General features: G+C 61.9%; 22 protein-coding genes. 14 read left to right on the forward strand and 8 right to left on the reverse strand.

Annotated features, from left to right (window positions below):
• Positions 1–74 precede the first annotated feature (74 nt).
• Positions 75–959, forward strand: a complete 885-nt coding sequence (gene yghU, locus HALO32_RS10145; protein ID WP_151443749.1) for a glutathione-dependent disulfide-bond oxidoreductase — start codon at positions 75–77, stop codon at positions 957–959.
• A gap of 42 nt (positions 960–1,001) precedes the next feature.
• Here yghU and HALO32_RS10150 read toward each other — a convergent pair whose 3' ends face one another.
• Together HALO32_RS10150 and HALO32_RS10155 are read right to left on the reverse strand one after the other, a co-directional pair.
• Positions 1,002–2,618 (reverse strand): sensor domain-containing diguanylate cyclase, encoded by a 1,617-nt coding sequence (locus HALO32_RS10150; protein WP_151443750.1) that lies wholly within the window; start codon positions 2,616–2,618, stop codon positions 1,002–1,004.
• Between the two features lie 326 nt (positions 2,619–2,944).
• Positions 2,945–4,612, reverse strand: a complete 1,668-nt coding sequence (locus HALO32_RS10155) for a winged helix-turn-helix domain-containing tetratricopeptide repeat protein (protein ID WP_151443751.1) — start codon at positions 4,610–4,612, stop codon at positions 2,945–2,947.
• Positions 4,613–4,792: 180 nt separating this feature from the next.
• Here HALO32_RS10155 and HALO32_RS10160 point away from each other — a divergent pair, with 180 nt between their 5' ends.
• The 4 genes from HALO32_RS10160 (at position 4,793) to HALO32_RS10175 (ending at position 8,378) form a co-directional block, all read left to right on the forward strand.
• Complete coding sequence (locus HALO32_RS10160) at positions 4,793–5,230, forward strand: hypothetical protein (protein ID WP_151443752.1); 438 nt, start codon at positions 4,793–4,795, stop codon at positions 5,228–5,230.
• Between the two features lie 576 nt (positions 5,231–5,806).
• Positions 5,807–7,387 (forward strand): glutamate synthase-related protein, encoded by a 1,581-nt coding sequence (locus HALO32_RS10165; RefSeq protein ID WP_151443753.1) that lies wholly within the window; start codon positions 5,807–5,809, stop codon positions 7,385–7,387.
• Between the two features lie 80 nt (positions 7,388–7,467).
• Positions 7,468–7,785 (forward strand): transposase, encoded by a 318-nt coding sequence (locus tag HALO32_RS10170; RefSeq protein WP_151443754.1) that lies wholly within the window; start codon positions 7,468–7,470, stop codon positions 7,783–7,785.
• Positions 7,782–8,378 (forward strand): DUF6647 family protein, encoded by a 597-nt coding sequence (locus HALO32_RS10175; RefSeq protein ID WP_151443755.1) that lies wholly within the window; start codon positions 7,782–7,784, stop codon positions 8,376–8,378. The genes HALO32_RS10170 and HALO32_RS10175 overlap by 4 nt, the downstream gene beginning before the upstream one ends.
• Before the next feature lie 440 nt (positions 8,379–8,818).
• Here HALO32_RS10175 and HALO32_RS10180 read toward each other — a convergent pair whose 3' ends face one another.
• Positions 8,819–9,154, reverse strand: a complete 336-nt coding sequence (locus HALO32_RS10180) for a c-type cytochrome (RefSeq protein ID WP_151443756.1) — start codon at positions 9,152–9,154, stop codon at positions 8,819–8,821.
• Between the two features lie 413 nt (positions 9,155–9,567).
• Here HALO32_RS10180 and HALO32_RS10185 point away from each other — a divergent pair, with 413 nt between their 5' ends.
• Positions 9,568–10,173, forward strand: coding sequence for a hypothetical protein (locus HALO32_RS10185; RefSeq protein WP_225809898.1), 606 nt, complete (start codon positions 9,568–9,570; stop codon positions 10,171–10,173).
• A gap of 33 nt (positions 10,174–10,206) precedes the next feature.
• Here HALO32_RS10185 and HALO32_RS10190 read toward each other — a convergent pair whose 3' ends face one another.
• Positions 10,207–11,205, reverse strand: coding sequence for an NADP-dependent oxidoreductase (locus tag HALO32_RS10190; protein WP_151443757.1), 999 nt, complete (start codon positions 11,203–11,205; stop codon positions 10,207–10,209).
• A 205-nt stretch (positions 11,206–11,410) separates the two neighbouring features.
• Between HALO32_RS10190 and HALO32_RS10195 the strand changes: the two genes are divergently transcribed.
• From HALO32_RS10195 to HALO32_RS10205, 3 genes are all read left to right on the forward strand, one after another.
• Complete coding sequence (locus tag HALO32_RS10195; protein ID WP_151443758.1) at positions 11,411–11,965, forward strand: cytochrome b; 555 nt, start codon at positions 11,411–11,413, stop codon at positions 11,963–11,965.
• 85 nt (positions 11,966–12,050) lie between these two features.
• Positions 12,051–12,908, forward strand: coding sequence for an alpha/beta hydrolase (locus HALO32_RS10200; RefSeq protein WP_225809900.1), 858 nt, complete (start codon positions 12,051–12,053; stop codon positions 12,906–12,908).
• Between the two features lie 233 nt (positions 12,909–13,141).
• Complete coding sequence (locus tag HALO32_RS10205; protein WP_151443760.1) at positions 13,142–15,109, forward strand: hypothetical protein; 1,968 nt, start codon at positions 13,142–13,144, stop codon at positions 15,107–15,109.
• 80 nt (positions 15,110–15,189) lie between these two features.
• On the opposite strand, the gene HALO32_RS10210 is transcribed toward HALO32_RS10205, so the two are convergent.
• On the reverse strand, positions 15,190–15,501 hold the full coding sequence (locus HALO32_RS10210) for a hypothetical protein (protein ID WP_151443761.1): 312 nt from the start codon (positions 15,499–15,501) through the stop codon (positions 15,190–15,192).
• 372 nt (positions 15,502–15,873) lie between these two features.
• Complete coding sequence (locus HALO32_RS10215) at positions 15,874–16,743, reverse strand: LysR family transcriptional regulator ArgP (RefSeq protein ID WP_151443762.1); 870 nt, start codon at positions 16,741–16,743, stop codon at positions 15,874–15,876.
• Between the two features lie 141 nt (positions 16,744–16,884).
• Here HALO32_RS10215 and HALO32_RS10220 point away from each other — a divergent pair, with 141 nt between their 5' ends.
• The 4 genes from HALO32_RS10220 (at position 16,885) to HALO32_RS10235 (ending at position 21,765) form a co-directional block, all read left to right on the forward strand.
• On the forward strand, positions 16,885–17,499 hold the full coding sequence (locus tag HALO32_RS10220; RefSeq protein ID WP_151443763.1) for a LysE/ArgO family amino acid transporter: 615 nt from the start codon (positions 16,885–16,887) through the stop codon (positions 17,497–17,499).
• A 253-nt stretch (positions 17,500–17,752) separates the two neighbouring features.
• Positions 17,753–18,961 carry a porin gene (locus tag HALO32_RS10225; protein ID WP_151443764.1) on the forward strand — a complete coding sequence of 403 codons (1,209 nt, stop codon included), beginning with the start codon at positions 17,753–17,755 and terminating at the stop codon, positions 18,959–18,961.
• A gap of 10 nt (positions 18,962–18,971) precedes the next feature.
• On the forward strand, positions 18,972–19,406 hold the full coding sequence (locus tag HALO32_RS10230) for a type 2 periplasmic-binding domain-containing protein (protein WP_225809901.1): 435 nt from the start codon (positions 18,972–18,974) through the stop codon (positions 19,404–19,406).
• On the forward strand, positions 19,399–21,765 hold the full coding sequence (locus tag HALO32_RS10235; protein WP_225809903.1) for a putative bifunctional diguanylate cyclase/phosphodiesterase: 2,367 nt from the start codon (positions 19,399–19,401) through the stop codon (positions 21,763–21,765). The genes HALO32_RS10230 and HALO32_RS10235 overlap by 8 nt, the downstream gene beginning before the upstream one ends.
• Before the next feature lie 46 nt (positions 21,766–21,811).
• On the opposite strand, the gene mltF is transcribed toward HALO32_RS10235, so the two are convergent.
• Positions 21,812–23,209: a membrane-bound lytic murein transglycosylase MltF gene (gene mltF / locus HALO32_RS10240; protein WP_151443765.1), complete on the reverse strand. Its 1,398-nt coding sequence runs from the start codon at positions 23,207–23,209 to the stop codon at positions 21,812–21,814.
• A 195-nt stretch (positions 23,210–23,404) separates the two neighbouring features.
• Between mltF and HALO32_RS10245 the strand changes: the two genes are divergently transcribed.
• A complete protein-coding gene (locus HALO32_RS10245) occupies positions 23,405–24,754 on the forward strand; it encodes a GGDEF domain-containing protein (RefSeq protein ID WP_225809905.1) in 1,350 nt (449 codons plus the stop codon).
• A gap of 53 nt (positions 24,755–24,807) precedes the next feature.
• Here the strand turns inward: HALO32_RS10245 and HALO32_RS10250 are convergent, their stop codons facing one another.
• Positions 24,808–25,476, reverse strand: coding sequence for a DUF6064 family protein (locus tag HALO32_RS10250; protein WP_151443766.1), 669 nt, complete (start codon positions 25,474–25,476; stop codon positions 24,808–24,810).
• Position 25,477: the final 1 nt, after the last annotated feature.

Here is a 25,477-nt window from a genome sequence, read left to right on the forward strand (position 1 = left end):
GTCGGAGGCATCGTTTTTCGCCCGCTGTGCCCGGCGCCGGGCGATCGTCCCTCACCCGCCATTCAGGAGATTTCATGAGCCAGGGTAACGAGTACGTTCCGCCGCGAGTGTGGACCTGGGAGAAGGCCAGCGGCGGCACCTTCTCCAGCATCAACCGCCCGATTGCCGGGCCCACCCACGAAAAGGAATTGCCGGTGGGCCATCATCCCTTCCAGCTCTACTCCATGGGCACGCCCAACGGCGTAAAGGCCACGGTGATGTTCGAGGAGCTGCTGGCGCGGGGCCACGAGGGCGCCGAGTACGATGCCTGGCTGATCCGCATCGGCGAGGGTGACCAGTTCGGAAGTGGCTTCGTCGGGATCAACCCTAACTCCAAGATTCCGGCGATGGTCGATCGCAGCACGCCCGAGGCGATCCGGGTGTTCGAGTCGGGCGCGATCCTGCTCTACCTGGCGGAAAAATTCGGCGAGTTCCTGCCGGATGATCCGGCGGGACGCACCGAGACGCTGAACTGGCTGTTCTGGCAGATGGGCAGCGCGCCCTTCCTGGGTGGCGGCTTCGGCCACTTCTACGCCTACGCGCCGGAGAAGCTGGAATACCCCATCGACCGCTACGCCATGGAGACCAAGCGGCAGCTCGACGTGCTTGATCGCCGCCTGGCCGAGACGCGCTACCTGGCGGGCGACACCTACACCATCGCTGACATCGCCAGCTGGCCCTGGTACGGCCAGCTGGCGCTGGACCGGCTCTACGACGCCGGTGAATTCCTGCAGGTGCAGGAGTACCGGAACGTGCAGCGCTGGGCACGCGATATCGACGGTCGCGACGCCGTGCAGCGCGGGCGCATGGTCAACCGCACCTTCGGCGAGCCGGAGATGCAGCTCCACGAGCGCCATGACGCCAGTGACTTCGAACTGCGTACCGAGGACAAGCTGGCGGGTGAGAAGGGCCACGCCTGAAAGCGCGAGGCACCGGCGTCCTCATGCCCGGCCGATGCCGCGTCACCAGCGCACCGCCACGCGGTTTCTGCCCTCGTGCTTGGCCTGGTACATGGCGGCATCGGCCCGCTGGGTGACGGCCTCGATGCTCGCATCGCTCGGCGTGACGCCGGTGACGCCGATGCTCACCGTGAAGTGAAAGGGCAACTCCTCGGCCTCGATGGTGGCCTCGGCGATCTGTCGAAGCAGGCGCCAGGCGATGGCCTGGGCTTCCTCGTGAGTCATGCCGGGCATGATCACCATGAATTCCTCCCCGCCAGTGCGACAGGGCAGGTCGCTGTCGCGCAAGTTATAGCGCAGTGTGTCCGCCAGCAGTCGCAGGCCCTTGTCGCCCTCGGCGTGACCCAGGGTATCGTTGATGGCCTTGAAGCGGTCGATATCGATCATCAGCAGGGCGGCTTGAAGTCCCCCTTCCTTGACCGCGGTGGCGACCCTCTTGGCGGAATCCTCGAAGGAGCGCCGATTGGCCAGTCCGGTCAAGGGGTCGGTGCTGGCCTTGCGGACCCAGTCGGCCTCCTGCCGTCTCTGCCGGGTGATGTCGCGGTATATCCAGAGGTGGCCATGGTATTCCTCGGCGACGAACAGGGGCGTATAGGAGCGCTCCAGGAAGCGGCCATCCGTCATGGCCAGCAGATCGCACGCCTGCTTGCGCTGTTCCACGAGGAGTTCCTCGATGCGTGCCACGAAGCCTTCCGGTTCAATGAAGAAATCCTTCGAGGATTGGGCGGCCTCCCGGCAGTCCATGCCCACCAGGGCTTCTGGCGGCGCCTCGATGGCGAAGAGGTCGCAGAAGGCCTGATTGACCATGATGATCCGACGACTCTCGTCCTCGAGAAGCAGGCCAGCGTCGAGACCCTCGATGACGACCTCCAGCTGACGCTTGGAAACGAGTTGCGCGATCTCCAGTGTCTTGCGCGGGGTGATGTCGAATTCGCCCATCACGATCATGGGTCGGCCCGTCTTGGGGTCGTTGGCGCGGCACAAGTCCACATGATGCCAGCGCTCGACGCCGTCGACCTGCATGATGGCCTCCAGGGAGATCCTCGGCTCGCCTTCCAACCGCTGCAGGAGCCCCTCGGCAACGTCGCGGTCCGAGAAGCAGGCCTCGAAGGAGCTCTGGCCCCGGCGGGCCGCGAGGGCGGCCGGATTACGCACCAGCTGGCGCCCCTGACCATCGAACACCGAGACCATCATGGGCGTGTGCCTGAGGGCTTCCAGGGCACGCAAGCTGGAGGCATCCAGGGAGATCTCGCTTTCCAGCCCCTCCACCAGCATGCCGGTGCGTCCATCATTCATGACGTAATGACTGCAGCGACAGTGCAACGAGATGGCCTGGCCGCCGGGATAGAAGCTCCAGTGTTCGTCGATGACCTCTCCCTTTGCCAGGCGCGGGAGGTAATCCGCAAGGCGCTGTCTCGTCGCCTCACTCATCGTCGATGACAAATCTCGGGCAACGAGCTCCTGCGACGTTTCGGCCCCCCAGAGTCTCAAGGCGGCGGTATTGGCATAGCGCATCCGCTCCTGCTCGATATCGAAGATCCAGACCGGGGTCTGGAGCCTGTCGAGAAGAGGCTCGTGGCCGTGGGCAGCCGGCTGGGGAATGCTATGCAAGGAGGTCATGGGGGCAGGATCTTGGAGAATACTGCGGTATCCGCCGTCTCTGGTCAGTCCAGCGCGGATTAACTTTGTTACAAGGTTCCAATCTTACCATCTAGCGGCCAGCACTTCAGCCACCTCTTGGTGCAGACTTTGGTAGCCCGACGTTGGTCGTCATCTTCATCGGGGCGTCATGTGCGGTTTCTGCGAGGCGCCGCACAGCAGATATGCCGAGCATACCCTTGCGATAGAGGACAGCTCTGCACAAAGGTGCGGATAACACCGCAAAAATGCACTGAAGGCCTTGTTGATGAGCATCGAGGCTGCGAAGGAAATGCACAGCCACCGGATTACTGTTCAGGCATGCCGGCGAGACGAAGGCCATCAAGTACGCGTTCAAATCCCGGACCCAACCAGGAGTGGCTGGCGCTTAGCGTCTTGATCGTGGTTCGATCGCTATAAGCCAAGGCCATGGATTCCTCGAGTGCGACATGCGCCTCTTCCATGCGACCCGTCAAGGCCAGGGCGGAAGTCAGGGCAAGGTTTGCCATTGGATCGTCGGGCGAGCCGGCTATGGCGCGGTTCAGTGCAGAGATCGCCTCGTCATCCTGGCTGTTGTGAACATAGGCGAGTCCCATATATTTATATTTCGTGGATGGCCGAAACCTTGGGTTCAGGCGAAGCGCTTGTTGGAAATGCGCCAAGGCCTCGGCTGGTTTCCCCAATGCCATGTTCGCCAATCCGGCACATACATAAGCACAATCATTGTTGGGATTGATTACCATTGCGGTATTGCACGAAGCCAGGCCCCGTTCCGGCTTCCCGTTCCGGGCATACCCCACGCCCGTCATCCAGTACCCTTCAGCATCCTTGGGATCGAGCGAAATTGCCCGCTGCGCGGCTTCCAGGGACAGGTCTTTCGAGTTAGGCACCGAGATGCCGGGGATGCGGCTCGTGCTTGCCGCGAAATGGACGAACGCCAGCCCGCTCCATGCCGAGGCGATTTCGGGGTCGAGTTCAACGGCCTTGTCCAATAGTGCCTTCGCCTCCTGAAAATCTTCGGCACTCTTGGGATTGAACAGCAGCACATTGCCCCGCAATGCATAGTCCCAGGCTTTGAGGCTCGCTTTCGGCCGTTGTCTCAGGCTCTCCGCCTCTCGAAGCTCAGCCTTCAGCGCTGCGGCGATCTGCCCCGTCACGTTGATCTGCACCGAGAAAACATCCGTCAACGCGCGGTCGTAACGATCCGACCAGACATGACGACGGGTCTGACCATCGATGAGCTGGGCATTGATGCGGACCTGATCACCGGAGCGACGGACGCTCCCTTCGAGGACATAGCGAACCCCCAGTTCGTCCACCAGGTTCTTCACATCTACCACCTTGTCCTTGAAGGTGAATGAGGTGCGACGCGCGATAACGAAAGCGCCCCGGATACGGGACAGATCCGTGATCAGGTCCTCCGTGAAGGCGTCGGCAAAATATTCCTGCTCGGGGTCACCGGATAGATTATCGAACGGCAGGACGACAATTGAGGGCTTGGCCGGAAGCGGAAGCCAAGTCGCGGTAGTCTCGCTTTCATCCGACCACCACACAGCACCCAGAATACCCAGGACAAGGACCAGAAGAGCCGGGCCCATCCAAAATCTGAGACGACGAAGGGCCGATTCATGGGGTGTCGTGTCAAGGGTCGCATCGTCGTCGGCTTCGAGGCATTCGGTCTTGGCCACGAACTGGAAGCCCCGTTTGGGGTAGGTTCGCAGGAAACGTTGCTGTGACCGGTCGTCGCCTAGCGCTCTGCGAACCGCTCGGATGCGAGTGTTAAGTGCGGCGTCGGAGACGATGCGCCCCTGCCAGATTTCATCGATCAGCTCCTCCTTAGAGACGATGCGGTCTCGATTTTCGAGAAGATAGATCAGCAGTCTCGAGACCTGCGGCTCAAGGGTGACAGGTTGGCCGGCATCGAGCAGTCTGGCCGCATTCGGATCGAACACAAAGCTCTCGAAGCGATAGATCATGCGTCATACCTGGCTTCACCGGAAAATTCATGAAAAAAACAGAAAACTTTATACGCTCTTCAATCGGCATGTCCTGCTCCGGCATACACTTGATTGTAGTCATGAAGTGAGGGAACCCTGAAGTGTTTTTCCACTCCTTGGCTTCAGACTACATGCAATGAACCAGAAGGAGATGTGCTCATGAATATAAAGATAGCTCTTAGCGGAATATTTGCTGTGGTCATCCTGGCAAGCACTTCGTTGAGCGCAGCGGCAGAAACCGAGATGGAAGAGGCGCTTAACAACGGGGCTAAACAACTTACTGCAGACGAAATTGCGGAGCATTTTGTCGGCAAGACGGGAACTTGGGTCTCCTCATCCGGGGACAAGAAGATCGCAATTCACTACAGTGAGGATAACGTCCTGACGGGTGAATTGCTCGGCGGAGACTGGTCCGGCACGGGGTACTATGGTGTCACCAACGTCGACAGTATCTGTGTTTCCTGGTCTCCGGGCGACAAAGGCCGACTGCGTTGCCTTGACGTTCTTGTGATTGACGGCGTCGTCACGAAATTCAATGCCGCGGACGGCAGCCTGAACGGATTCTACGAGAAATTTGAGGACGGCAATACGCTCTGATTAATCGCCTGCACCGGCTTCTCCTTAGCAGGCTGTCACGAAACAGCCTGCTATTCAGAGCCTGTCCGATGCCGTGCGCGCGATAGTTGGCTTCGTGATTGCAGTTCTAAATATCCTTATGACGGATGGCTGGCATAAGCTCACAATCATGCTACCGCCATGGGGTGGGGATCGCCATATGCAGTGCCGGCGTCCCGGGCCGCTGCCTCTGTCCCGACTGGCAACTGCAAGGCGCATGGCGCGGATATCGGCGCTTCTACTCCAAGCTTAATCAAACTTCTCGCGGCTTGCGTAGGCGACCCTGGAGCGCTATAGCGTCAAGGCGGCTCGATACCACTCGAGATCGCGTCGTGTGGTCGCTTGATATCAGATACGGGTTGGTCGGAAAGTCGTCGTCATGGCGAGCAGCGGTGGGGTGCCCCGCGTTGACGGCCTGCGTTTCCCTGTATGAAGCGGCCGGGTATCTTGGCAGTTACCACTGCCGCCCGGGTGCGTCACGCCTCGACCACTTGACGGTGCGGCGCCGAGACCGATTCGTATCCTACCCGGTATTGATCCGATCAGGAGCCCGTGACCATGAGCCAGCCCGTTATCGCCGACAACAAGCCCACCAAGGTGACCCTGACCAAGGGCAAGGAATACGCCTTCTGCATGTGCGGGCGCTCCGCCGACCAGCCGTTCTGCGATGGTTCCCACGCCGGCACCGGCATTACGCCCAAGAGCTTCGTGGCCGAACAGGATGGCGAGGCCGTGCTCTGCCAGTGCAAGCACACCGCTGATGCGCCCTACTGCGACGGCACGCACAACAGGTTCGACGACGACCAGGTGGGCAAGGAAGCGCCTGGAGAGGCGAAAGACGCCACTGACAAGGGCCAGGAAACCCAAGATGCCTCTGGCAAGGCTCCGGAGGCCGAAGCCACCCGGGAGGAACCCACGGTAGCCTTTATCCATCAGCTGGCCCGGGAAGGGTTGAAGAACATGGGACCCCATGGGCCGACCACCGCCATGGGGGTGCCGCGCCACACCTTGCCGCACTGGGACGATCTGCAGATCATGGCCGCCCAGCTGGCGACCCAGCCGCTGATGGAGGATGCCGAGGTTGCCACCGAGCTGGTCATCGGCCCCGAGGCCAGAAAACCACTGACCCTGAGCATGCCGCTGTTCGTCTCGGACATGAGCTTCGGTGCGCTTTCCGAGGAGGCCAAGATCGCCCTGGCCCGTGGCGCCGAGCTGGCCGGCACCGGGATCTGTTCCGGCGAAGGGGGCATGCTGCCGGAAGAGCAGCAGGAAAATTCCCGCTACTTCTATGAACTGGCCAGCGCCCGTTTCGGCTATCGGGAGGAGCTGCTGGAAAAGGTACAGGCCTTCCACTTCAAGGGCGGACAGGGCGCCAAGACCGGCACCGGCGGCCATCTGCCGGGCAACAAGAACACCGGCAAGATCTCCCAGGTGCGTGGCATCCCGGAGGGTGAGCCCGCGACCTCGCCGCCCACCTTCGAGGATCTGCACTCGGTAGAGGACTTCCGGCACTTTGCCGATCGGGTGCGCGAGGTGAGCGGCGGCATTCCGGTCGGCTTCAAGCTCAGTGCCAACCACCTCGAGCGGGACATCCAGTTCGCCCTCGACGCCGGTGCCGACTATCTCATTCTCGACGGCCGCGGCGGGGCCACCGGGGCGGCCCCGGAACTCTTCCGCGACCATATCAGCGTGCCTACCATTCCGGCCCTGGCTCGCGCCCGTCGCCATCTGGATGAGCAGGGTGCCAGTGGTCGGGTCACCCTGATCGTCACCGGCGGGCTGCGGGTGCCGAGCGACTTCGTCAAGGCCATGGCCCTGGGGGCGGATGGTATCGCCATCGCCAACAGCGCCATCCAGTCGATCGGCTGCGTGGCCGCGAGGATCTGCAACACCAACAACTGTCCCGCCGGCGTCGCCACCCAGCGCAAGGACCTCCGTCAGCGGCTGAACGTCGACACGTCCGCCCGCCAGTTGCAGACATTCCTCGAGGCCTCCGTCTCGCTGATGCAGGTCATGGCACGGGCCTGTGGTCACGACCGCCTGGCCAAGTTCAACCGCGAGGACCTGGCCACCTGGCACCGCGAGATGGCCCTGCTGAGCGGCGTTCGGTATGCGGGCGTGCTGGACCCGCGGAGCTGAGGAGAGGCATTCCGTTACACCTGCCTCATTCATCGGGGTCCCTATCTGTCAACGTAGTTGTCACCTAAACGGATTAAGAGGTGATCAACGTGCGTTACCCCGCAGAACGTAAGGAAGCCATCCTCAAGAAGATGGCACCGCCCATGAGCCTTACCATCCCGAAGCTGGCCGAGCAGGAAGGCATTACGGCGTCAACCCTCTACAATTGGAGGAAACAGGCCAGAGCACGAGGACAGGTTTTGCCATCACATTCCACCAAGTCCGACCAGTGGACGGGCCAGGAGAAGTTCCAGATCGTCCTGGAGACGGCCCCGATGAACGAGGCCGAGCTCAGCGCCTACTGCCTTGAGCGAGGGCTCTACCCTAGCAGGTGGAGGCCTGGCGGGATGCCTGCATGAATGCCGACGCGGATACAGCACAGCAGGCAAAGCAACAGCGCCAGGCCCGCAAGGAAGAGCAGAAGCGGCTCCACTCGCTGGAGCGGGAGCTTCGCAGTCTATTGTTGTGCGTCCCGCTATTGCTATCACTCAGTGCAGCGCAGGCAGGTGATAATCGAGCTGAGCGGGCTATGATTCTCTCAACGAATATGACCGCTTGGGTAGCTGCACATACTAACTACACGGCACCTAATCCTCCACCCGTTGAATTTCTTGATCAGATAGATCTACGGCAACGCTGCTATCCTGGCTTTGACCTGAATCTCGTACCCCAGGTAGGTGGTGTTTATGATCCGAAAAACAAAACTATTTATTTAGATGTAGACTGTAATCTCAATGAGCCTACTTCCGCCAGTTATCTACTGCATGAGGTGGTTCACCACTTTCAGCTCGCTAACGATGCTCACCTATTAGTGAGGTGTCGTGAACAGTTAGAAGGGGAGGCGGTGAAGCTTCAGTCCCTTTGGTTAAAAGAAAAAGGTGTTTCCGATCCACTGGAATCGCTCGGCATCGACGAGCGCACCTTGCGTATTATCGGCTCGTGTCAGCGCTGAGAGCTGAACTTAAAATAATTACACCACGGTAGAGAATAGTTTAACTGGCATTCCATCATTCTGTATTCGCTACCCGCTCCGGCGAAACTTCCCATACTTGGCTAGAAACGGCAGGTCCTTTCAGCAGCCCATGCCCCGACCTGCGCCATTTTTTGGTGTTTCATTCATATCACCACCTGCCCTTAGACCGCATGGCTGAGTAGTTGCGACGCGACGCTATGAATGTGCCGAAATGATGTTGAGATTAGTTAAAGTTCGCATCGTTGGTGTGCACGGTTAGGAGGCGTCTTGGGTACACATTTAAGCTGAGCACCAGCAACCTAATAAAAAAGGGGCTCCGTCGACTTTGCTGACCGTGATCGGTGAGCCCCTGGTCTCTTGAGTGTGAGCTAGAGCGTTTATACGGCTGTTTTTCTGAACAGGCCTGTCGGGCCGAATGGTTACCCGTCGCCTTTGTGCATGTTCATAATCCAGTCGGCCAGTTCCTCGGCTTCTTCCTCGCTCACTTCAGCACGTTCACCGGGTTCCGGCATGGTAGCGGATCCCCAATGATCTTCGCCTCCAGTCATAATTACGTCGACCAGATAGTTCTTCATCTCACTTCCTGAGTATTTTGCCGCAATGCTGCTAAAGCCCGGCGCCCTGGGTGTATCGTCCTCACTAACGTGGCAGCTCAGGCACTGCTTCTCCTCCGCGAGTTGCTGCATGTCTGCCGATGCCGAAAAAGAGCCCAAGAAAAGTCCACTAAGTGCTAATGCGATCAATGCTGTTTTCATGTATTATCCTCCCCTTGATAATGTGATCAGCGGTGATTGTTCGGTAGAGATAAACTGAATTGCATTTCCACCTATTTAAACTTAGACCAGCCCTATGACCCAGTCCATAGAAAGGCCACCAAAAATTGCGGCTGGAGCAGAAAAAAAGATGGTCGGGTTGACCGGGCGATTGTTCGACCCGGCCCCCCAGTTCCGGACATGCGAAATTAACGCTTCCAACTCTTCAACCATCAGTTTCGCTGAAGGATCAACATTGGTGCACAATCCTTGCCTTGGGGAACGGCAGCACCTTGAGTCGGGTAGACCGGGCGATTTCTCGTCCGGGCCCCCTTGCATCACGGAGGCTCTGTCATCCGCCTCGAGCAGTTCGTGCGGTGGCCGGTGGGTAGCTCTCTGTATGGTGGAGCTTGGGTATGTCAACTATCGTAAAGGGAGGGGAAGGGGGCGGAGTCCGCGTCATGCAGCGCATCCAGTATCTCCATGCCATCACCAAGCGCCTGATCGTCATGACGACGGTCGCGGTTGCCGTGCTGGGAGGGATATTCGCGCTGACGTTCTTCTTCGACCAGCGGTTCCTGGTCACCTGGGCGGTGCCCCTGTGCGGCATCATCGGGGGCTTCGTCAGTATTCAGCAACGCCTGAACAAGGTCGCCGACGAAGAGCTTGCCTTGCTGAATGCTTCCTGGTTCCAGATCCTGCTGGTGCCCATCTTTGGCGGGGTATTCGCCCTGGTGCTCTACCTGGTGTTCCTCTCCGGCATCGTCTCGGGTGATCTCTTTCCCGCGTTCTCGTTCCCGACTCAGGACGATGTCGAGGAGGGCGAGGATTTCATGCTGCACATCTTCCAGGAAACCTACCCGACAACAGGGCCGGATCTGGCCAAGCTGCTGTTCTGGTCGTTCGTGGCGGGCTTCTCGGAACGCTTCGTGCCTCAGCTGATCAGCACGGTCACCTCGTCGGTATCCGAGGTGTCCGGGGTATCCGAGAGGGACAAGCGGGATGATTCGGCAGAGCGCTGACGGGTCATGGCTGACCCGTCAGCCAGATGTCGTTCAGAGCCGGACCAGCATCTTGCCGGTGTTGGCGCCCTCGAAGAGGGCCAGGAAGGCATCCGGCGTGCGCTCGAGGCCTTCCTCGACGGTCTCCGCGTAATCGATCTCGCCCTTGGCCACCCGCGGGCCGACCTCTTCCAGGAAGCGCCCATAGTCGGCCCAGTGATCGAAGATGATAAAGCCCTGCATGCGCAGGCGCTGGATCAGTAGCATGGCCAGGTTGCTCGGCCCCGGTGCCGGCTGTTCGGCGTTGTAGTGGGCGATCATGCCGCACACAGCGATGCGCCCGCCGGTACGCAGGGTGTTGAGGGCCGCTTCCAGGCAGACGCCGCCGACGTTCTCGTAGTAGACGTCAAAGCCCTCCGGGCAAGCCGCCTTGAGCGCTTCGGTCAACTGCTGGGTGTCCCTGTCGCGGTAGCTCACCGCCTTGATGCCGTGGGATTCGAGCCACTCGAGTTTCTCGGATGCCCCGGCGATGCCCACCACGGTGCCGCCCTTGGCCTTGGCCAGCTGCACGGCCAGTGAACCTACCGCGCCGCTGGCGGCGCTGACCAGCACGTTGTCGCCGTCACGCATCTCGGCGATCCGGTTCAGGCCGGTCCAGGCGGTCATGCCCGGCATGCCGAGCACGCCCAGGTAGGCCTGTTCCGGTACGTCGATGCTCGGCAGCGGTTCGGCCTGGTCGCCCGCCAGCTGGGCGATGTCCCGCCAGCCGGCCATGTGCCGGACCTTGTCGCCAACGGCCAGGCGGGAGTCCCGCGATTCGATCACCTCGCCCACCGCGGCGCCTTCCAGCGGCTCGCCGATGACGAAGGGATCGATGTAGGTCTTTACGCCGCTCATCCGCCCGCGCATGTAGGGATCCACCGACAGCCAGGTGTTGCGGATTCGCACTTCGCCTTCGGCGAGGTCAGAGAGCTCGGCTTCTTGCAGCTCGAACAGCTCGCGTTCGGGCGTGCCCTGGGGGAAGTCGTTGATGATGAAGTAGCGTGATTGCATGCGGTCGTTCCTTCAGATGACGGGAAATCCGCCCAGTCTAACAGCCTGCCGGGCTTGACCGGTCGTCGTGGAATAGACAGTTTTCGAGACAAGTGTATCGACCTGATGAGGCGAAGAGTCCGGCAGTGAGCGTATCGATACCCCGTCAACGCCGGGATCATCTAGGATGAACCCATGACTCGTCATTCCCGGAGGTGAGAGTGCCATGGATGATCCTGATCGTTATGCCTATCCCCACCGCGTGCTGCACTGGCTGGTCGCCTTGGTGCTGCTGTTTTCGCTGGCCAGCGGTCTCACCCTGGGCTTTCTCGGCTTCGAGGGCGCCGTTGAGAGGCTCGGTGACAGCTGGACCAATCTGCTCTATACCGCGCACAAGACCTTCGGGGTGCTGATCCTCGGCCTGATGATCGCGCGGGTGATCACGCGGCTACTCTTCGTGGTGCCGCTCCATGAGCCACCGCTGCATCCCTTCCAGCGGATACTGAGCACCAGCGTCCACCACCTGCTCTATCTTGCACTGCTGGCCATGCCGGTGCTCGGCTGGACGGCCACGGCGAGCGGCGACTTTCCAGTGCAGTTCCTTCACTGGAATCTGCCGGGGCTGATCGGCGAGAACGAGGCGCTCTCGGAGCAGCTGTTCCGGTGGCATGGCCGGCTGGGATGGACGATCCTGGGCCTGGTGCTGCTGCATATCGCCGGTGCACTCTTTCACTGGCTGATCAAGCGCGACGGCGTGATGAAACGCATGAGCCTTTTTTGAACCAATCAGTTGAGGTTCCTTCGACTCTCACGGTGGCCGTGGTTGGGCCAGGCTAGTGGATGAGCCTCGGATCGCGAGGATGTCGATGAGTGATCCCCACCCCCTGTTGCGACTCCTCCTCTGGCTGCTGCTGGCCTACCCCTTGCTGGTGATGGTGGCCTGCGCCTTCCAGGGCCAGTTGCTCTATCAGCCGCATGCCGGCGGGGATGCGTATCTTGTCACTCCCCGGGATCGCGGCCTGGAATACGAGTCGGTTACCCTGCGAACCGGCGATGACCTGCGCCTGGATGCCTGGTGGGTGCCGGCTCAGGCGACACGGGGCAGCTTGCTGTTCCTGCATGGCAATGCCGGCAACATCTCCCACCGCCTGGACTCCATCGAACAGTTCCACCGCCTGGGGCTCTCGGTGCTGATCCTCGACTATCGAGGCTATGGGAAAAGCGAGGGCAGTCCCTCCGAGGCTGGCACGGCACTCGATGCCCGGTCCGGCTGGCGCTGGTTGCGCGAGACGGCTGGCCTCGCGCCCGACGAGATCGTGGTGTTCGGTCGTTCGCTGGGAGCCGCCGTGGCGGCGAATCTGGCGCGGGAGCTCAAGGGCGAGGCACGCCCCGCGGCGCTGATCCTGGAGTCGCCGTTCCGCTCGGTTCCCGAGCTGGCCCAGCAGCTCTACCCCATCCTGCCGGCCCGCTGGCTGTCGCGCTTCGACTACGACACCGCCGCCTACGTGGCACAGAGCGAGGCACCGGTCCTGGTCATCCACAGCCGGGAGGACGACATCATTCCTTTCGCCGAGGGCGAGGCGGTCCATGAGGCGGCACCCGAACCCAAGCGGCTGCTGGTGATTGGCGGCAGTCACAATACCGGTTTCCTGGAGAGCGAGGCAGCCTACCTGGCGGGTATCGATGACTTCCTGACCGAGGAGGCGGGGCTGCCCCGAGAGTGAAAGGGTGCACGCCCATCCAGGTTTGTATACCTTGCTGAGGCCTTCGCTGCGGCTCGGCAGCGGAAAGTTCGATCCTCTCCATCTGTTCCGCGCTGTCGGGCCTCGCCAGGTATCATGGCGCTATCCGAACGCTTGACCACGCCCTCTCCATCGAATGGCAGGGTGTGACTGGCAGGCAAGAGGCCCGGCAACGGGCCGAACCGATGAGTCGAGAGTCAAGGAACCATGGCGTCATGAATATCCATAATCCCGCCGAGGATATCCGTCCTCTGGCCGAGCAGTTCGATGCGGCCCTGGCGCGGTTCGTGCTGGCCCGTCAGCAGGAGGCCCGGCCATCCAGGGCCGAGGTGCTGGAAGCGGCCAGGAAGCTGATGGCCACCCCGGGGGGGCTGGACGCCCTCTATACCCGCGTGGTCGCGATCGAGAATGCCGGCATCTTCCTCAACAGCGACTGGGGACAACCTGCCATCCTTCAGCCCGCCCTCGCCGTCCGGACCCTGCGGCAGGGCGATCCGGGCTATACCGTCATCGAGGCCTTGAGCGAGATTCGCCTGCTTGCCGTCGCGACGGGTGATTACTTCCACCCCGGTATCGCCGCCGAGCAGGCGATGAATTTCCTCACCCAGGTGATGGCGTTGAATCTGGACTTGCTCTCCGACCAGATGACCGAAGCCGACCGCGAACGGCCCGATGACCTGGGTGCCATCGTCCATGCCCTCTACCAGTACCTGCTGGATCGAATGGGCTACGAGAGCATTCTCGAGAGCCTGGTGGGCGAGGTCCAGCGCCTGCTGGCCCAGCGTCCGGTCCAGACGGACAGCATCAAGGAGATGATCAGCCAGATCGCCCGCTGCCTGTTCGACCCCGAGATCGACACCGACGGCATGCATAGCGCGGCGCGCCTGGTCACTGCCCTGTTCGGCCCCACCAAGGGGTGTCGCGAGGATCCCGGGCTGGCGGTCTATGACCGGCGCCTGGGAAGCATGGACGACGCCACCCTGGCCGAGGAGGCGGCGGATTTCGCCCGGGCGATGCACGAGACCGGCCTGGTGTCGCCCTATCATCCCCTCTTCCTGCGCCATCTGCGCCGCCGGCGCGATGACCTCATCCCCGCCGCCCTGGGGCTGAGCATGACCGGTATCGATGTGCTGCAGTGCTACAGCCAGCTGGTGCATGCCCTGATCGACGAGGCGGTGTTTCCGGAAACCAGTCAGGCGGTCTATGGCCTGGCCATGCTGCTCGAACGCGGGGCTCTCTTCTCATTGCCTGTCGCCTCGGGGCTGTGGCGCCAGATCACGCTGAAGCTCTCCGTCGAGACCTCGACCAAGCTGGCCGCCGTGTTCGGCGATGCCCAGCCTCCCCGGGTCTTCCTGCTTGCGGGGGTACTGAGCCTGCTGGGACAGCCGCTGGGCGTGGGGCAGGGCAACAACCCCACCTGCCAGTCGGTGATCGGGATTTCCATGTGGGCCGACAATGACGCCGATTACCTCCTGCAACTCGTTGCCTGGGCCGCTCGCGACGACGAGATCCTGCAGCGATTCGAGGGCGAGAGTGTCTCGTCCCGAGGGCTGGAGGCGGGGCTCGCCAAGGAGCCGCCGCTGGACGTGGATCCCGTGTCACTGCTGCTGGTGCCGCATCTCGACCGCATCTACATGGAGATGGGGCGCCTGTGCGGCGAGCGCGACGACGACCTGCACCGCTGGATCAATCCCGAATTCTATGGCTGGTGGGTGGGTCACGAATTTCGTGTGGTGGTCGATACGCAGACGGGCAAGATCGAGGATCACGCGGGCTTTCTTCGCGATTTCTACGCCTGCTATCACCCCTACTACAACGGCAACCTGCCGGTGATCCACCCGCAGCCCGCGGGGATCGCCGTTACGGACAGTGCCGCACGCCTGGTGGGGAGGCATGCGATCACCATCCTGCGGGTGGCGCTGGATTCGGACGGCGAGATGCGCGTCTATTTCTTCAATCCCAACAACGACAGCGGCCAGGACTGGGGGCAGGGGATTCACTGCGCGACCCAGGGCAATGGCGAACGCCATGGAGAGGCCTCCCTGCCTTTCGCCGAATTCGCCTCGCGAGCCTATGTCTTCCACTACGATCCGCTGGAGCTCGGCGACACCCAGGTGATTCCGGACGGGGAGGTGGCGCGGGTCATCGAGCTCGCGCGCACCAGCTGGGCCACAGATCTATGAAGCGGTAGAAACGAAAACACCCCATTCGGCCTGGGGCCGAATGGGGTGTGGTGACTGCACTTGCAGGTACGGTCACGGCCTCAACGCTGAGGCGCTTCCTCGAACAGCTCTGCCTTGGCATCACGCATGACGTCTTCGCAGGCGGCCTGATGGGCGAGCTGGGTGAGCAGGCTCTGGGTCAGGGCAAAGCCCTTCTCCAGGCAGGAATCGACGTCCTCACGGCTCACTTCGGGGGTGACGTTGCAGTCAATCTTGATCGTTCTTCCTCCACCGTCCAGCTTGTCGGCGAATTCCCGTAAGTACCAGGCGATTCGCGCCTTCCAGCTGGCCGATTCTTCCACGCCTTCGTTTACGCTAAACGTGCACTGCCATTCCGGTTTATAGACCTTCATGAGAACCTCCGTGCTGGCTTGAAAGAATGATCGATCGTCTTTTCTGCTCCGTATCTGAAGATGTTGCACAATCATCATACAGGCTTTAGACCATCGGGCCAGTGCATCCGGCACGTCAGTGAGATTCTTCAGCCCAGGTAGGCGGCGAAGGCGTCGAAGGCGGCTCGCTGCAACTGAGCCTGGTGTGCCCAGCACTGCAGCACGTAGGAATCGAACGCTTGGACTTGCACTTGTGGGGTAGTCATTGCGATTGCCCTCCTCAGGGGGATTGCCCTACCACCATAGATGCTTTTGTTGCAGCGCAGCAAGAAATTTTTGCGAGACGTGCGCTGAGCCTTTCTCGATCGCTATCCACCAAATAAAATCAGTGGGTTAGCTCATCCTGACCTCGCTCAACACCTTGGTCAGCCTTTCCAGCAGCTCGCCGCTGTGCCGCCAGAAGTGCCAGTAGAGAGGAACGGCGAGCGATTGCGTCGGCGTGATGCTGACCAACCGGCCCTCTGCCACCTGGGTCGCCACCTGCATCCGCGGCATCATGCCGTAACCCACGCCAGCGGTGGTCAGGCACACGAAGCCTTCCGACGAGGGGCAGAGATGGTAGGGAAAGCTGCCGTGGTAGCCGCAGCTGGCGAGAAAGCGGTGCTGCAGCTGGTCATGAGGGCCGTAGACGATGGCCGGGGCCCGGCGGAAGGCCTCGGGTGTCGGCCCGTCCGGAAAATGGCGAGCGATGTAGGCCGGGGTGGCGAAGGGGTGGTAGACCATGATGCCCAGCGGCACGCAGCGGGCGCCGGCAATAGGCTGGTCGCTGGCGCAAAGGCAGGCGGCCACCTCGCCGTCGCGCAGCCGCTTCAGGCCCACATCCTGGTCCTCGATCACCATATCCAGCAGCAGGCCCTCTGCCTGGCAGAAGTCGCCGACCGCCCCGGCCCACCAGGTCGCCAGGCTATCGGCGTTGATGGCGATGCGCAGCCGGGGCGAGGCCTCCTCCAGGGTGGGCAGGGCCGTGCGCAGGTCGCGCTCGAGCAGCTGGACCTGCTGGACATGGTTGAGCAGCCGCTGGCCGGCCGGAGTGGGCGCAAGCCGAGGGTGGCGGATCAGCACCGGCTGCCCCAGGCGGACCTCTAGCGCCTTGATGCGCTGGGAGACCGCCGACTGCGAGAGGCCCAGCTGCTCGCCGGCGCGCTCGAAGCCGCTGCACTCGATCACCGTGGCCAGGGCCTGGAGGAGCTTGTAGTCCAGCATGGAACCTCCTTGCCGTGCGGGTGGTTGGTGGGCGATTTATTATAAGCAAAACTGATGTGGTATTAGCAGGATGATTTTTTCACATGCTCGGGCGTCGCTATGCTGGCCGCTCTCGACGGGTGCCATGACAGGAGACGCGCGATGCTGGAGAGCTATCTGACCGGGCTGCTGGTGTGCGGCGGGATCATCGTCGCCATCGGCGCGCAGAATGCCTATGTGCTGGGGGTGGCCGTGCGGCGGGAGCACCACTGGTGGTCGGCCGGGCTGTGCATGAGTACCGATGTGCTGCTGCTGGCCGCCGGGATGTTCGGCGTCAGTGCGGTGCTGTTGAGCATGCCGAGCGCCATGGAAGTGTTGCGCTGGCTGGGAGTCGTGTTCCTCGCCTGGCTGGCGGCCCAGGCCCTGTATCGTGCCGCCTTCGGCCGGCAGGCGCTGGCGAGTGGCGCCGCGAGCGTGGGTAGCCGCAGGAAGGTAGTGCTCGCCACCCTCGCGGTCACGCTGCTCAACCCTCAGGTGTACCTTGATACCCTGCTGCTGATCCCGGCCATCGGTGCCCAGCAGCAGAGCGCGGCCACCTTCGTGGCGGGCGCCGTCACTGCCTCGATCCTCTGGTTCAGCCTGCTGGCCTGGGGCGGCTCGTCGCTCTCGCCCTGGCTCTCACGGCCCTTGGCCTGGCGGGCGATCGACGGCACCATCGGCGTGATGATGGCGGCCATTGCTCTGCACCTGGCCGGCGGGGCCGGCCTCGCCGCTTGAGCGTTCGTCTGGCTTTTGCAATCCCTCAGGGTATTCGATTAACTGTTCCTCAAGGCCATCGGGCCAATGCCGAGGATATTGGATGAGGACAAGCATTCAGGGAGCGATGCATGGGCATGGGATCATCAGCCGCTAAGTACGCAAGTGTGAGATCTCGTCTCTCCACGGCACCTCCTCGTTTCGCTGATCTCTTGCCGGGAACGCAGCACGACATCTGGGAGATCTGGTTGTGACAAGGTGGGAAATCGTTTTCTTGTCTGCGCTGCTGGTGCCGGCGGCCGTGGTAGAGGCACAAGTCGAGGATTCCCCGACGCTGTCCATTCAGGGCTTCGGCACGTTTGGCGTGGTGCACTCCGACGAGGATCAGGCGGATTTTGTCTCGAATCTGTTCGCCCCTAAGGGCGCCGGCCACAGCGATGATTGGAGCGCTCATGTCGATAGCCGGCTTGGCTTGCAGCTCACCGCCAACCTCAGTCCCCGTCTTACCAGTGTCGTGCAGGCCGTCTCTGAACAGCGTTACGACGGTAGCTATGAGCCGAGTATCGAATGGGCCAACGTCATGTTCGAGGTCACGCCGGCGTTAAGCGTGCGTCTCGGTCGTATGATGCAGCCCTCCTTCATGACCAGCGAGTACCGCAAGGTCGGTTATGCCATTCCCTGGATCCGGCCCCCGGAGGAAGTGTATCGAATGGTACCGGTCACCAATTTTGACGGTATCGATGTCAACTACCGTTCACGCTTCGGGGACTACACCCATACCTTGCGGGGCTCCTATGGTCGTAAGGACGCCAAGGTAGCCGGTGGCGGGGAGGTTAAATCCCGGGATACCATGTTGCTGACCAATACCCTCGAGCGAGGTGCTGCCACCCTGTTCGCGAGCTATGGTCGCTACCGCCTGACGATCGAGGATCTCAATCCGCTGTTCGATGCCTTCCAGCAGTTCGGGCCGGAAGGCGAAGCCATCGCCGACCGCTACGATGTCGATGACAAGCGCTTCGAGATCATCAATGTGGGGGTGCGCTATGACCCGGGCGAATGGTTCGTGATGGGTGAATGGGCGCGGTCGGACAGCCGTACCTTCATCGGCGACAGTCGCGGCTGGTATGTCACAGGCGGCTATCGGCTCGGAGACGTCACCCCCTATGTAACCCTGGCGCGTGTTCGGGTCGACGGTGAGACCTCGCATCCGGGAATCTCGATGGTGGGATTGCCGCCGCCACTCGCTGCCCAGGCCGATGGCCTCAATGCCGCCCTAAACGGACTGCTGGGCAACGTGGCGCAGCAGAAGAGCTTGTCACTGGGCGCACGCTGGGATTTCGCCCGGAATCTGGCCCTCAAGGCTCAATATGACCATATCGACCTGGACAGCGGTTCGCCGGGAACCCTGGTCAACACCCAGCCGGGTTTCGACCCCGGAGGTACTGTCAACCTGTTCAGCCTCGCGCTCGACTTCGTGTACTGAGGAGATCGATTTGCCAACGCGATTCACCGCGACGGGATGGGGCGCGCTGCTTTTCTGCTTGATGATCGGCTCTGCCTGGGCCGAGGTAGTCGTCGTCGTCTCGGTACAGAATCCGGTGGAAACCCTCTCCCGCGCGGAGCTCAGTGACATCTACCTGGGGCGGTTGAATCGCTTGCCTAACGGCGCCTCGGTCGTCCCGATCGACCAGCGGGAAGGGACGTCCACGCGCGGAGAGTTCTACAAGAAATATCTGGGCATCACGCCGGCACAGGTCAAGGCACACTGGTCGAGACTCATCTTCACCGGCCGCGGCCAGCCGCCGCGTTCCGTGCCCGGTGATGATGCCGTGGCGGATGTCGTGGCCGAAGCGCCAAACGCCATCGGCTATCTCGATCCAGGTCCCGGCCTCGTGGATGATCGTTTGCGCGTGGTGACCGTTGAGTAGTTCCGGACATCAGGCCGACTACCACTCGTTGGGCGATGGCGGGACGGTCATTGGACACTGGCTGCACCGGCTGGTGGCACCTCCCGTCCTGTTCACCGGTATCGCCTTGCTTTTCCTGGCGGTGATCTGGGGGACCACCCTCAATCTTGTTGCACGGGAGCATGCCTCGGCCGAACGCACCGCCGCGGCACTGGCGGCGGATGTCGCCAACACCTACGAAGCCCAGGTCGTGCGCGCACTGCGTGAGATCGATACGACCCTCAAGATGATTCGCTATAACCTGGGCGATGCCCCGGCACAGGAGGTCCTGGACGAGTTACGCCATCAGGAGCTTCTCCCCCCCGAACTGCTCTTCACGGCGAGCGTTACCGACGCGCGCGGCGACGTCATCGCCAGCACTCATCCTGCCAGTGAAGCGAACCAGAACTACTTCCCGCTGGCGCGAAAGGAGGACGACATGGTGGTCGGCCAGACGCAACGCAGCGAGGGTGGGGCCGAGAGGCAGCTATCCTTCGGACGACGCATCGAGTCGGCGGCGGGGCAGGTTGAAGGCATCGTGGTGGTCTCAGTCGACGCAGGCTATTTCGTCAGCGGCTACGATTCCGGCGTACTGGGCGATCAAGGTGTGCTCGGGCTCGTGGGGACCGACGGGGTGTTCCGGATTCGTCGCACCGGCGATGAAGTGTCCACGGGTGGCATCATCGACTACGACTCCCTGGTCGCGAGCAATGACATCGACAACGCACCGGCCACCGTAAGACATAACACTTGGGACGGTATCCGCCGCTATACCATCGCCAGGAAGCTGTACGACTTCCCGTTGGCCATTGTCGTCGGCCTTTCCGAAGCGGAGCGACTCGCCCCCGTGGCCAGGAAAGAGCGCACCTACTTCTGGCGTGCAGGCACCGCCAGTGCCTTGTTGATTGCCGTCATGGCCCTGCTCGGCCGGTTGAGCTGGCAACTCCACAAGGCGCGTGCGCGCGTCCTGGAGGAACGCGTCGCCCATGCCCGGGAGGTCGAATATCTTGCCTATCATGACAATCTGACGGGCCTGCCGAACCGTGCACTCTTCAGTCGACTCCTTTCCCAGGGCATGCAGTACGCGCGGCGTTACGAAAAGCGGATGGCGCTGCTCTTTCTCGACTTAGATCGCTTCAAGGTCATCAACGATTCGCTCGGTCACGATGCCGGCGACGAGTTGCTGCAGGAGATGGGCCGGCGACTGTGCGAAGCCACTCGGGAAAGTGACGTGGTGGCGCGCCTGGGGGGCGACGAGTTCGTGATCATTCTGCCGGAGATCATCGAGGGCACTCAGGTCGCGCCGGTTGCCGAGAAGGTCCTGGCCGCCGTCGGCAGGCCCTTCATGCTCGCCGGACAGGAGTTTCGTGTCACGGTGAGTATCGGCATCGCCCTGTTTCCGGAGGATGGCGAGGACGAGCAGACACTGACGAAGAACGCCGACATCGCGATGTATCACGCAAAAGAGGAGGGAAAGAACAACTTCCAGTTCTATTCCGAGAAACTGAACACCGACTCGCTGGAGCGCCTCACCCTGGAGTCGAGCATGCGCAGGGCGCTGGTGAATCAGGAATTTCGCCTTTTCTATCAGTCGAAACAGGACATGATCACAGGCCGGATCACCGGTATGGAGGCATTGCTGCGTTGGCAGCACCCCGACCTGGGGCTGATCCCGCCCATGCAGTTCATTCCCCTGGCCGAGGAAAACAGCCTCATTGTTCCCATCGGGCGCTGGGTGCTCCACACCGCTTGTCGTCAGAATGTCGCCTGGCAGAAGGAAGGTTTTCCTGCCTTGAGCATGGCGGTGAATCTTTCCATGCGTCAGTTTCTCGATGAGCACCTGATAAAGGACATCAAGGACGCCTTGCAGGAAACCGGCATGGCCCCCGAGCTGCTAGAGCTGGAAATCACCGAAAGCATGATCATGCACGACATGCAGCGGACGATCGGGATTCTCCATGAGCTGAAGAAGATGGGGGTACGGATAGCGATCGATGATTTCGGTACCGGCTATTCATCGCTATCCAAGCTGAAGGAGTTTCCCCTCGACACCATCAAGATCGACAGTTCGTTCATTGGCGATATCGCCCGCTGTGCCGAAGACAGGAGCTTGACAGAGGCCATCATCGAACTGGGCAAGAGCCTGAGCCTCATCGTCGTCGCCGAAGGCGTGGAGTCGGAGGAACAGGTCGACTATCTCCGTGCCCATTCGTGTGACCAGTTCCAGGGCTTCTATATCAACAAGCCGATGCCGGCCGCGGAGTTTGCGGCCGCAGTACGCAAACAGCGGCGAGGCGAGGCGAATTCCGGCTCATCGCCTGGCCAGCCTGACAGCCATTAAGGACAGCCAGATAACCGATGGCCCAGCAGCGCAAGGGTGATTCCACTTACTCTTCATCGGAAGACGATATTTCCACTGCGGCACCGATGACGTCCTGATAGTTACGTATCCGCTGGACGTAGTGCACCGGCTCGTAGCCCCGTGCATAGCCGTAACGGGTCTGCGGGTAGTAGCGCTTGTCGGCCTTGAGCGGGAGCACCTCCTCCATGTCTGCCCAGGAGTCGGGATTCTTGCCCAGCTCCCGGGCGAGTTCGCGAGCATCGAGCACGTGACCGCGCCCGATGTTGTAGCTGGCCAGGGCCAGGTAGGTGCGATCCGGCTCGGGAATCTCCTTGGGCAGCCGCTCATGACGGTCGGCCAGATACCGGGCGCCACCGTCGATGGCGGCGGCCGGGTCCAGGCGATTGGCGACGCCGAGGGACTGGGCGGTGTTCTGGGTGAGCATCATGATGCCGCGCACCCCGGTGGGCGAAACGGCCCGGGGGTCCCAGTGCGACTCCTGGTAGGCCAGGGCCGCGAGCAGGTCGGCCGGCATGCCGGTCTGCTCCTCTGCCAGGAGAAAGAGGTCGAGGTAATTGGGCAGGCGCTCGTCGATCCGCGCATTGAGGGCCCGCAGGTCGACGAAGTCGAAGTCGTCGATGTAGTCGTAGTAGCGATGCTCCACTGTATCGAGGGTCTCCTCGCCCTGGGGGCCTTCCATCCAGTCATGCGCGTGCGCCGCGAGATCGTCCTGCCCCTTGGCCAGATACCAGCCCAGCCTGGCGCCGCTGGTCAGGTTCATGGCAACTTCCAGGTGGGGAAAGTGCCGGCGCACCACCTGGACGATATTGGAGTCGGCCACGGTGCATTCCAGTGTCTTTTCGGCCACCCTGGCGAGCAGGATCTCGGTGGTGCGCGGATCCTCCTCGAAGCGGATGCCGGTATGGTCGTTGACCAGGGACAGGAGTCTCTCCGAATAGCTGGAACCTGCGGTGACCCGGATCGAGACGCCGGCAATCTCCTCGATCTTCCGGGGCAAGGGCCGCATGTCGCGATGACAGACCAGCTGCTCGACGATGTCGGTATGGCCGGGGCCGCGACGGAAGCGCTCGTCCCTGGAGGGCAGGTGGGTCAGCCCGGCGGCGGCCAGGTGGACCTCGCCAGCCTCCAGGGCTTGCAGTACCCCGGCGATGGAGTCCTGCAGCGTCCATTCCACTTCCCAGCCATTGGCCTCGGCGAAGCGCTCGACCAGGTCGTGTTCGGGCCCGGCCGGTGTCTCTTCCCGGTCCAGGTAGTAGGTGGTGGCCGCGTTGCGGGTGGCGACCTTGAGGACGCCGGTCTCTTCGGGGGGAGCCAGACGCGTGGCGGGCTCTGGATCCTCGGACGGGCCACAGCCGGCAAGCATGAGGAAAACGCTAGCCAGCAGCAGGGCGGTCAGTATTCGCGAATTTACAGGCGCATTCATGGGTGCTCGCTCCACAGGGGCCAGCGTGAACTCTAGCAGCCTCGCGGAAGTGTCGGTCAACGCCAGCGCCACCCTCGAGCAGTGGTCCTGCACTGATCGCGGTTATCCACGAACCCGCTGCGATTTCCCGCGTTGGCATGTTGCGACAGCGAGTGATAGAAACGTTCCAGCAAACTGACTCGCGAGTGTATGGGCATGGCGTTGGATTCCGAATTTATTGGCACTCGCATCATGGACCTGCTTATCGATGCGGTCTGCGTGGTGGACGCCGAGGGTCGGTTCGTGTTCGTGAGTGCCGCCTGTGAGCGCATCTTTGGCTATACCCCGGACGAAATGATCGGCATGTCGATGATCAAGCTGGTGCATCCCGACGACCGCCAGCAAACCCTGGAGGCGGCCAGTAATATCATGCGCGGCCAAGTGCAGATGCATTTCGAGAATCGCTATGTGCGCAAGGATGGGCGAATCGTCGATATCATGTGGTCGGCGCGCTGGTCCGAGCAGGAAGGCATGCGTCTTGCCGTTGCACGCGATATCACGCTTCTGAAGCAAGCCGAACGCATCCAGAATGCGATCTATCAAATTTCCGAGGCGGCCCACCTCGCCGAGGGACTCTTCGAACTCTATCAACATATTCATCGCATTATCTGCGATCTGCTTCCGGCCGATAATTTCCTGGTCGCGTTGTATGACGATACGTGCGAAGCGCTCTCCTTTCCCTACGTGGCCGACGACCAGGCCGTAGGCGCCATGCGCGGACAGCTGGATACCCGAAACCCGATCACAAGTGTCATTCGTGAAGGCCGTGCTGTCCTGTACCGTTACGACGTCACCGATGATGCTGCGGTGCCGGTTGTAGTGCTGCCTGACGAGACGCAGGACTGGCTCGGCGTGCCGCTGATCTCTCAGGCCGGCATCCTGGGGGCGGTGGTCGTGCAGAGTTACGTCGGTAGCGCCCGTTATCAGGAGCACGACAAGGAGCTACTGCAGTTCGTCTCCACCCAGATCGCCATGGCCATCGAGCGCAAGCAGGCCGAAATTTGCTTGCGCCACATGGCAGGTCACGACCCGCTGACCGGCTTGCCCAATCGGGCTCTGTTCAACGAACACGTCGATATGGCGCTTCAGGTCGCCCAGCGCCTGGGTGAACAACTTGCGCTGTTGTACCTGGATCTGGACGAGTTCAAGGAGGTCAACGATATCCTGGGCCATGAAGCGGGCGACCAGGTGCTCTGTGAGGTGGCGCGGCGCCTGGTCCAGGGCGTGCGTGATTCCGACATGGTCGGCCGGATGGGAGGCGACGAATTTACGGTGCTGTTGACAAATATCCGCGGCGAGAATGCCGTCGGCATCGTGATGGACAAGATCCGCGCGGCCTTCGCTCAACCTATCGCGTTGCCGTCAGGGTCAGTCAACCTCTCCACCAGTATGGGTGCCGCGCGATACCCCGGCCATGGAACGAGCCGGGACGAGCTGGTACGCCATGCCGATGCCGGCATGTACGCGGCAAAACGCACCAAGTTGACGGGGCCTCAGCTCCGCTGATTTGGCACTGCGCGAAGCAGCATTTCAGGCTGCCCACGCCTCCGAGTGACTCGTCAACGCGCCGGCCATAGCCGCGCCGTCAGGGCCGCGACAACGGCCAGCAGGGGCAGCCAGGCACCCCGTTCGCCAAGGGTCTCGAGGGTGATCCAGCTCAGCAGGCACCAGAGCGCGGGTATGACCAGCAGCGACCAGGCACGACGGGCCGGCTCGGTCATGGCTGCCACGCCCAGGGTGGCCATGGCGAGTGGGTCGGGGGTGAGGCCGATGACCTCGGCACCCGACAGACCGCGGCCTGTCACCACCGCAACGAGCGGATGCAAGGCCAGGGCATAGACAAACAGCCCGATGCCGATACCTCGCCGCATGCTCCAGTGACCCGGCAGGCGCAGTCCGCCGCGCAGGCAGCCCAGGGCGACCAGCAGCAGCGCCTGGAGGCCGAAAAGTGGAATAATATAGTCGATGCCCCAGTGGATCGGGGCAAAGCGCTGCCACAGGAAGGCCCAGGCCACGAAGACCCAGGCCACGGCCAGCAGCAGAACCAACAGGCGCGTGGCCCGCGGATCGGGGCGGAGCAGGACGACCAGCGCCATGCCGCCCAGCGCCAGGGCGATCAGCTGGGCCGGCCATAGTGCCTGGTTGTGCAACTCGAAGAGTCGCGCATAGACCCGCGGCGAGAACATCAGCAGGTCATCGGGACGATAGGTCCACCATGCGCTGCCCATG

This window comes from Halomonas lysinitropha (assembly GCF_902500215.1).
GTDB classification, from domain to species: domain Bacteria; phylum Pseudomonadota; class Gammaproteobacteria; order Pseudomonadales; family Halomonadaceae; genus Halomonas; species Halomonas lysinitropha.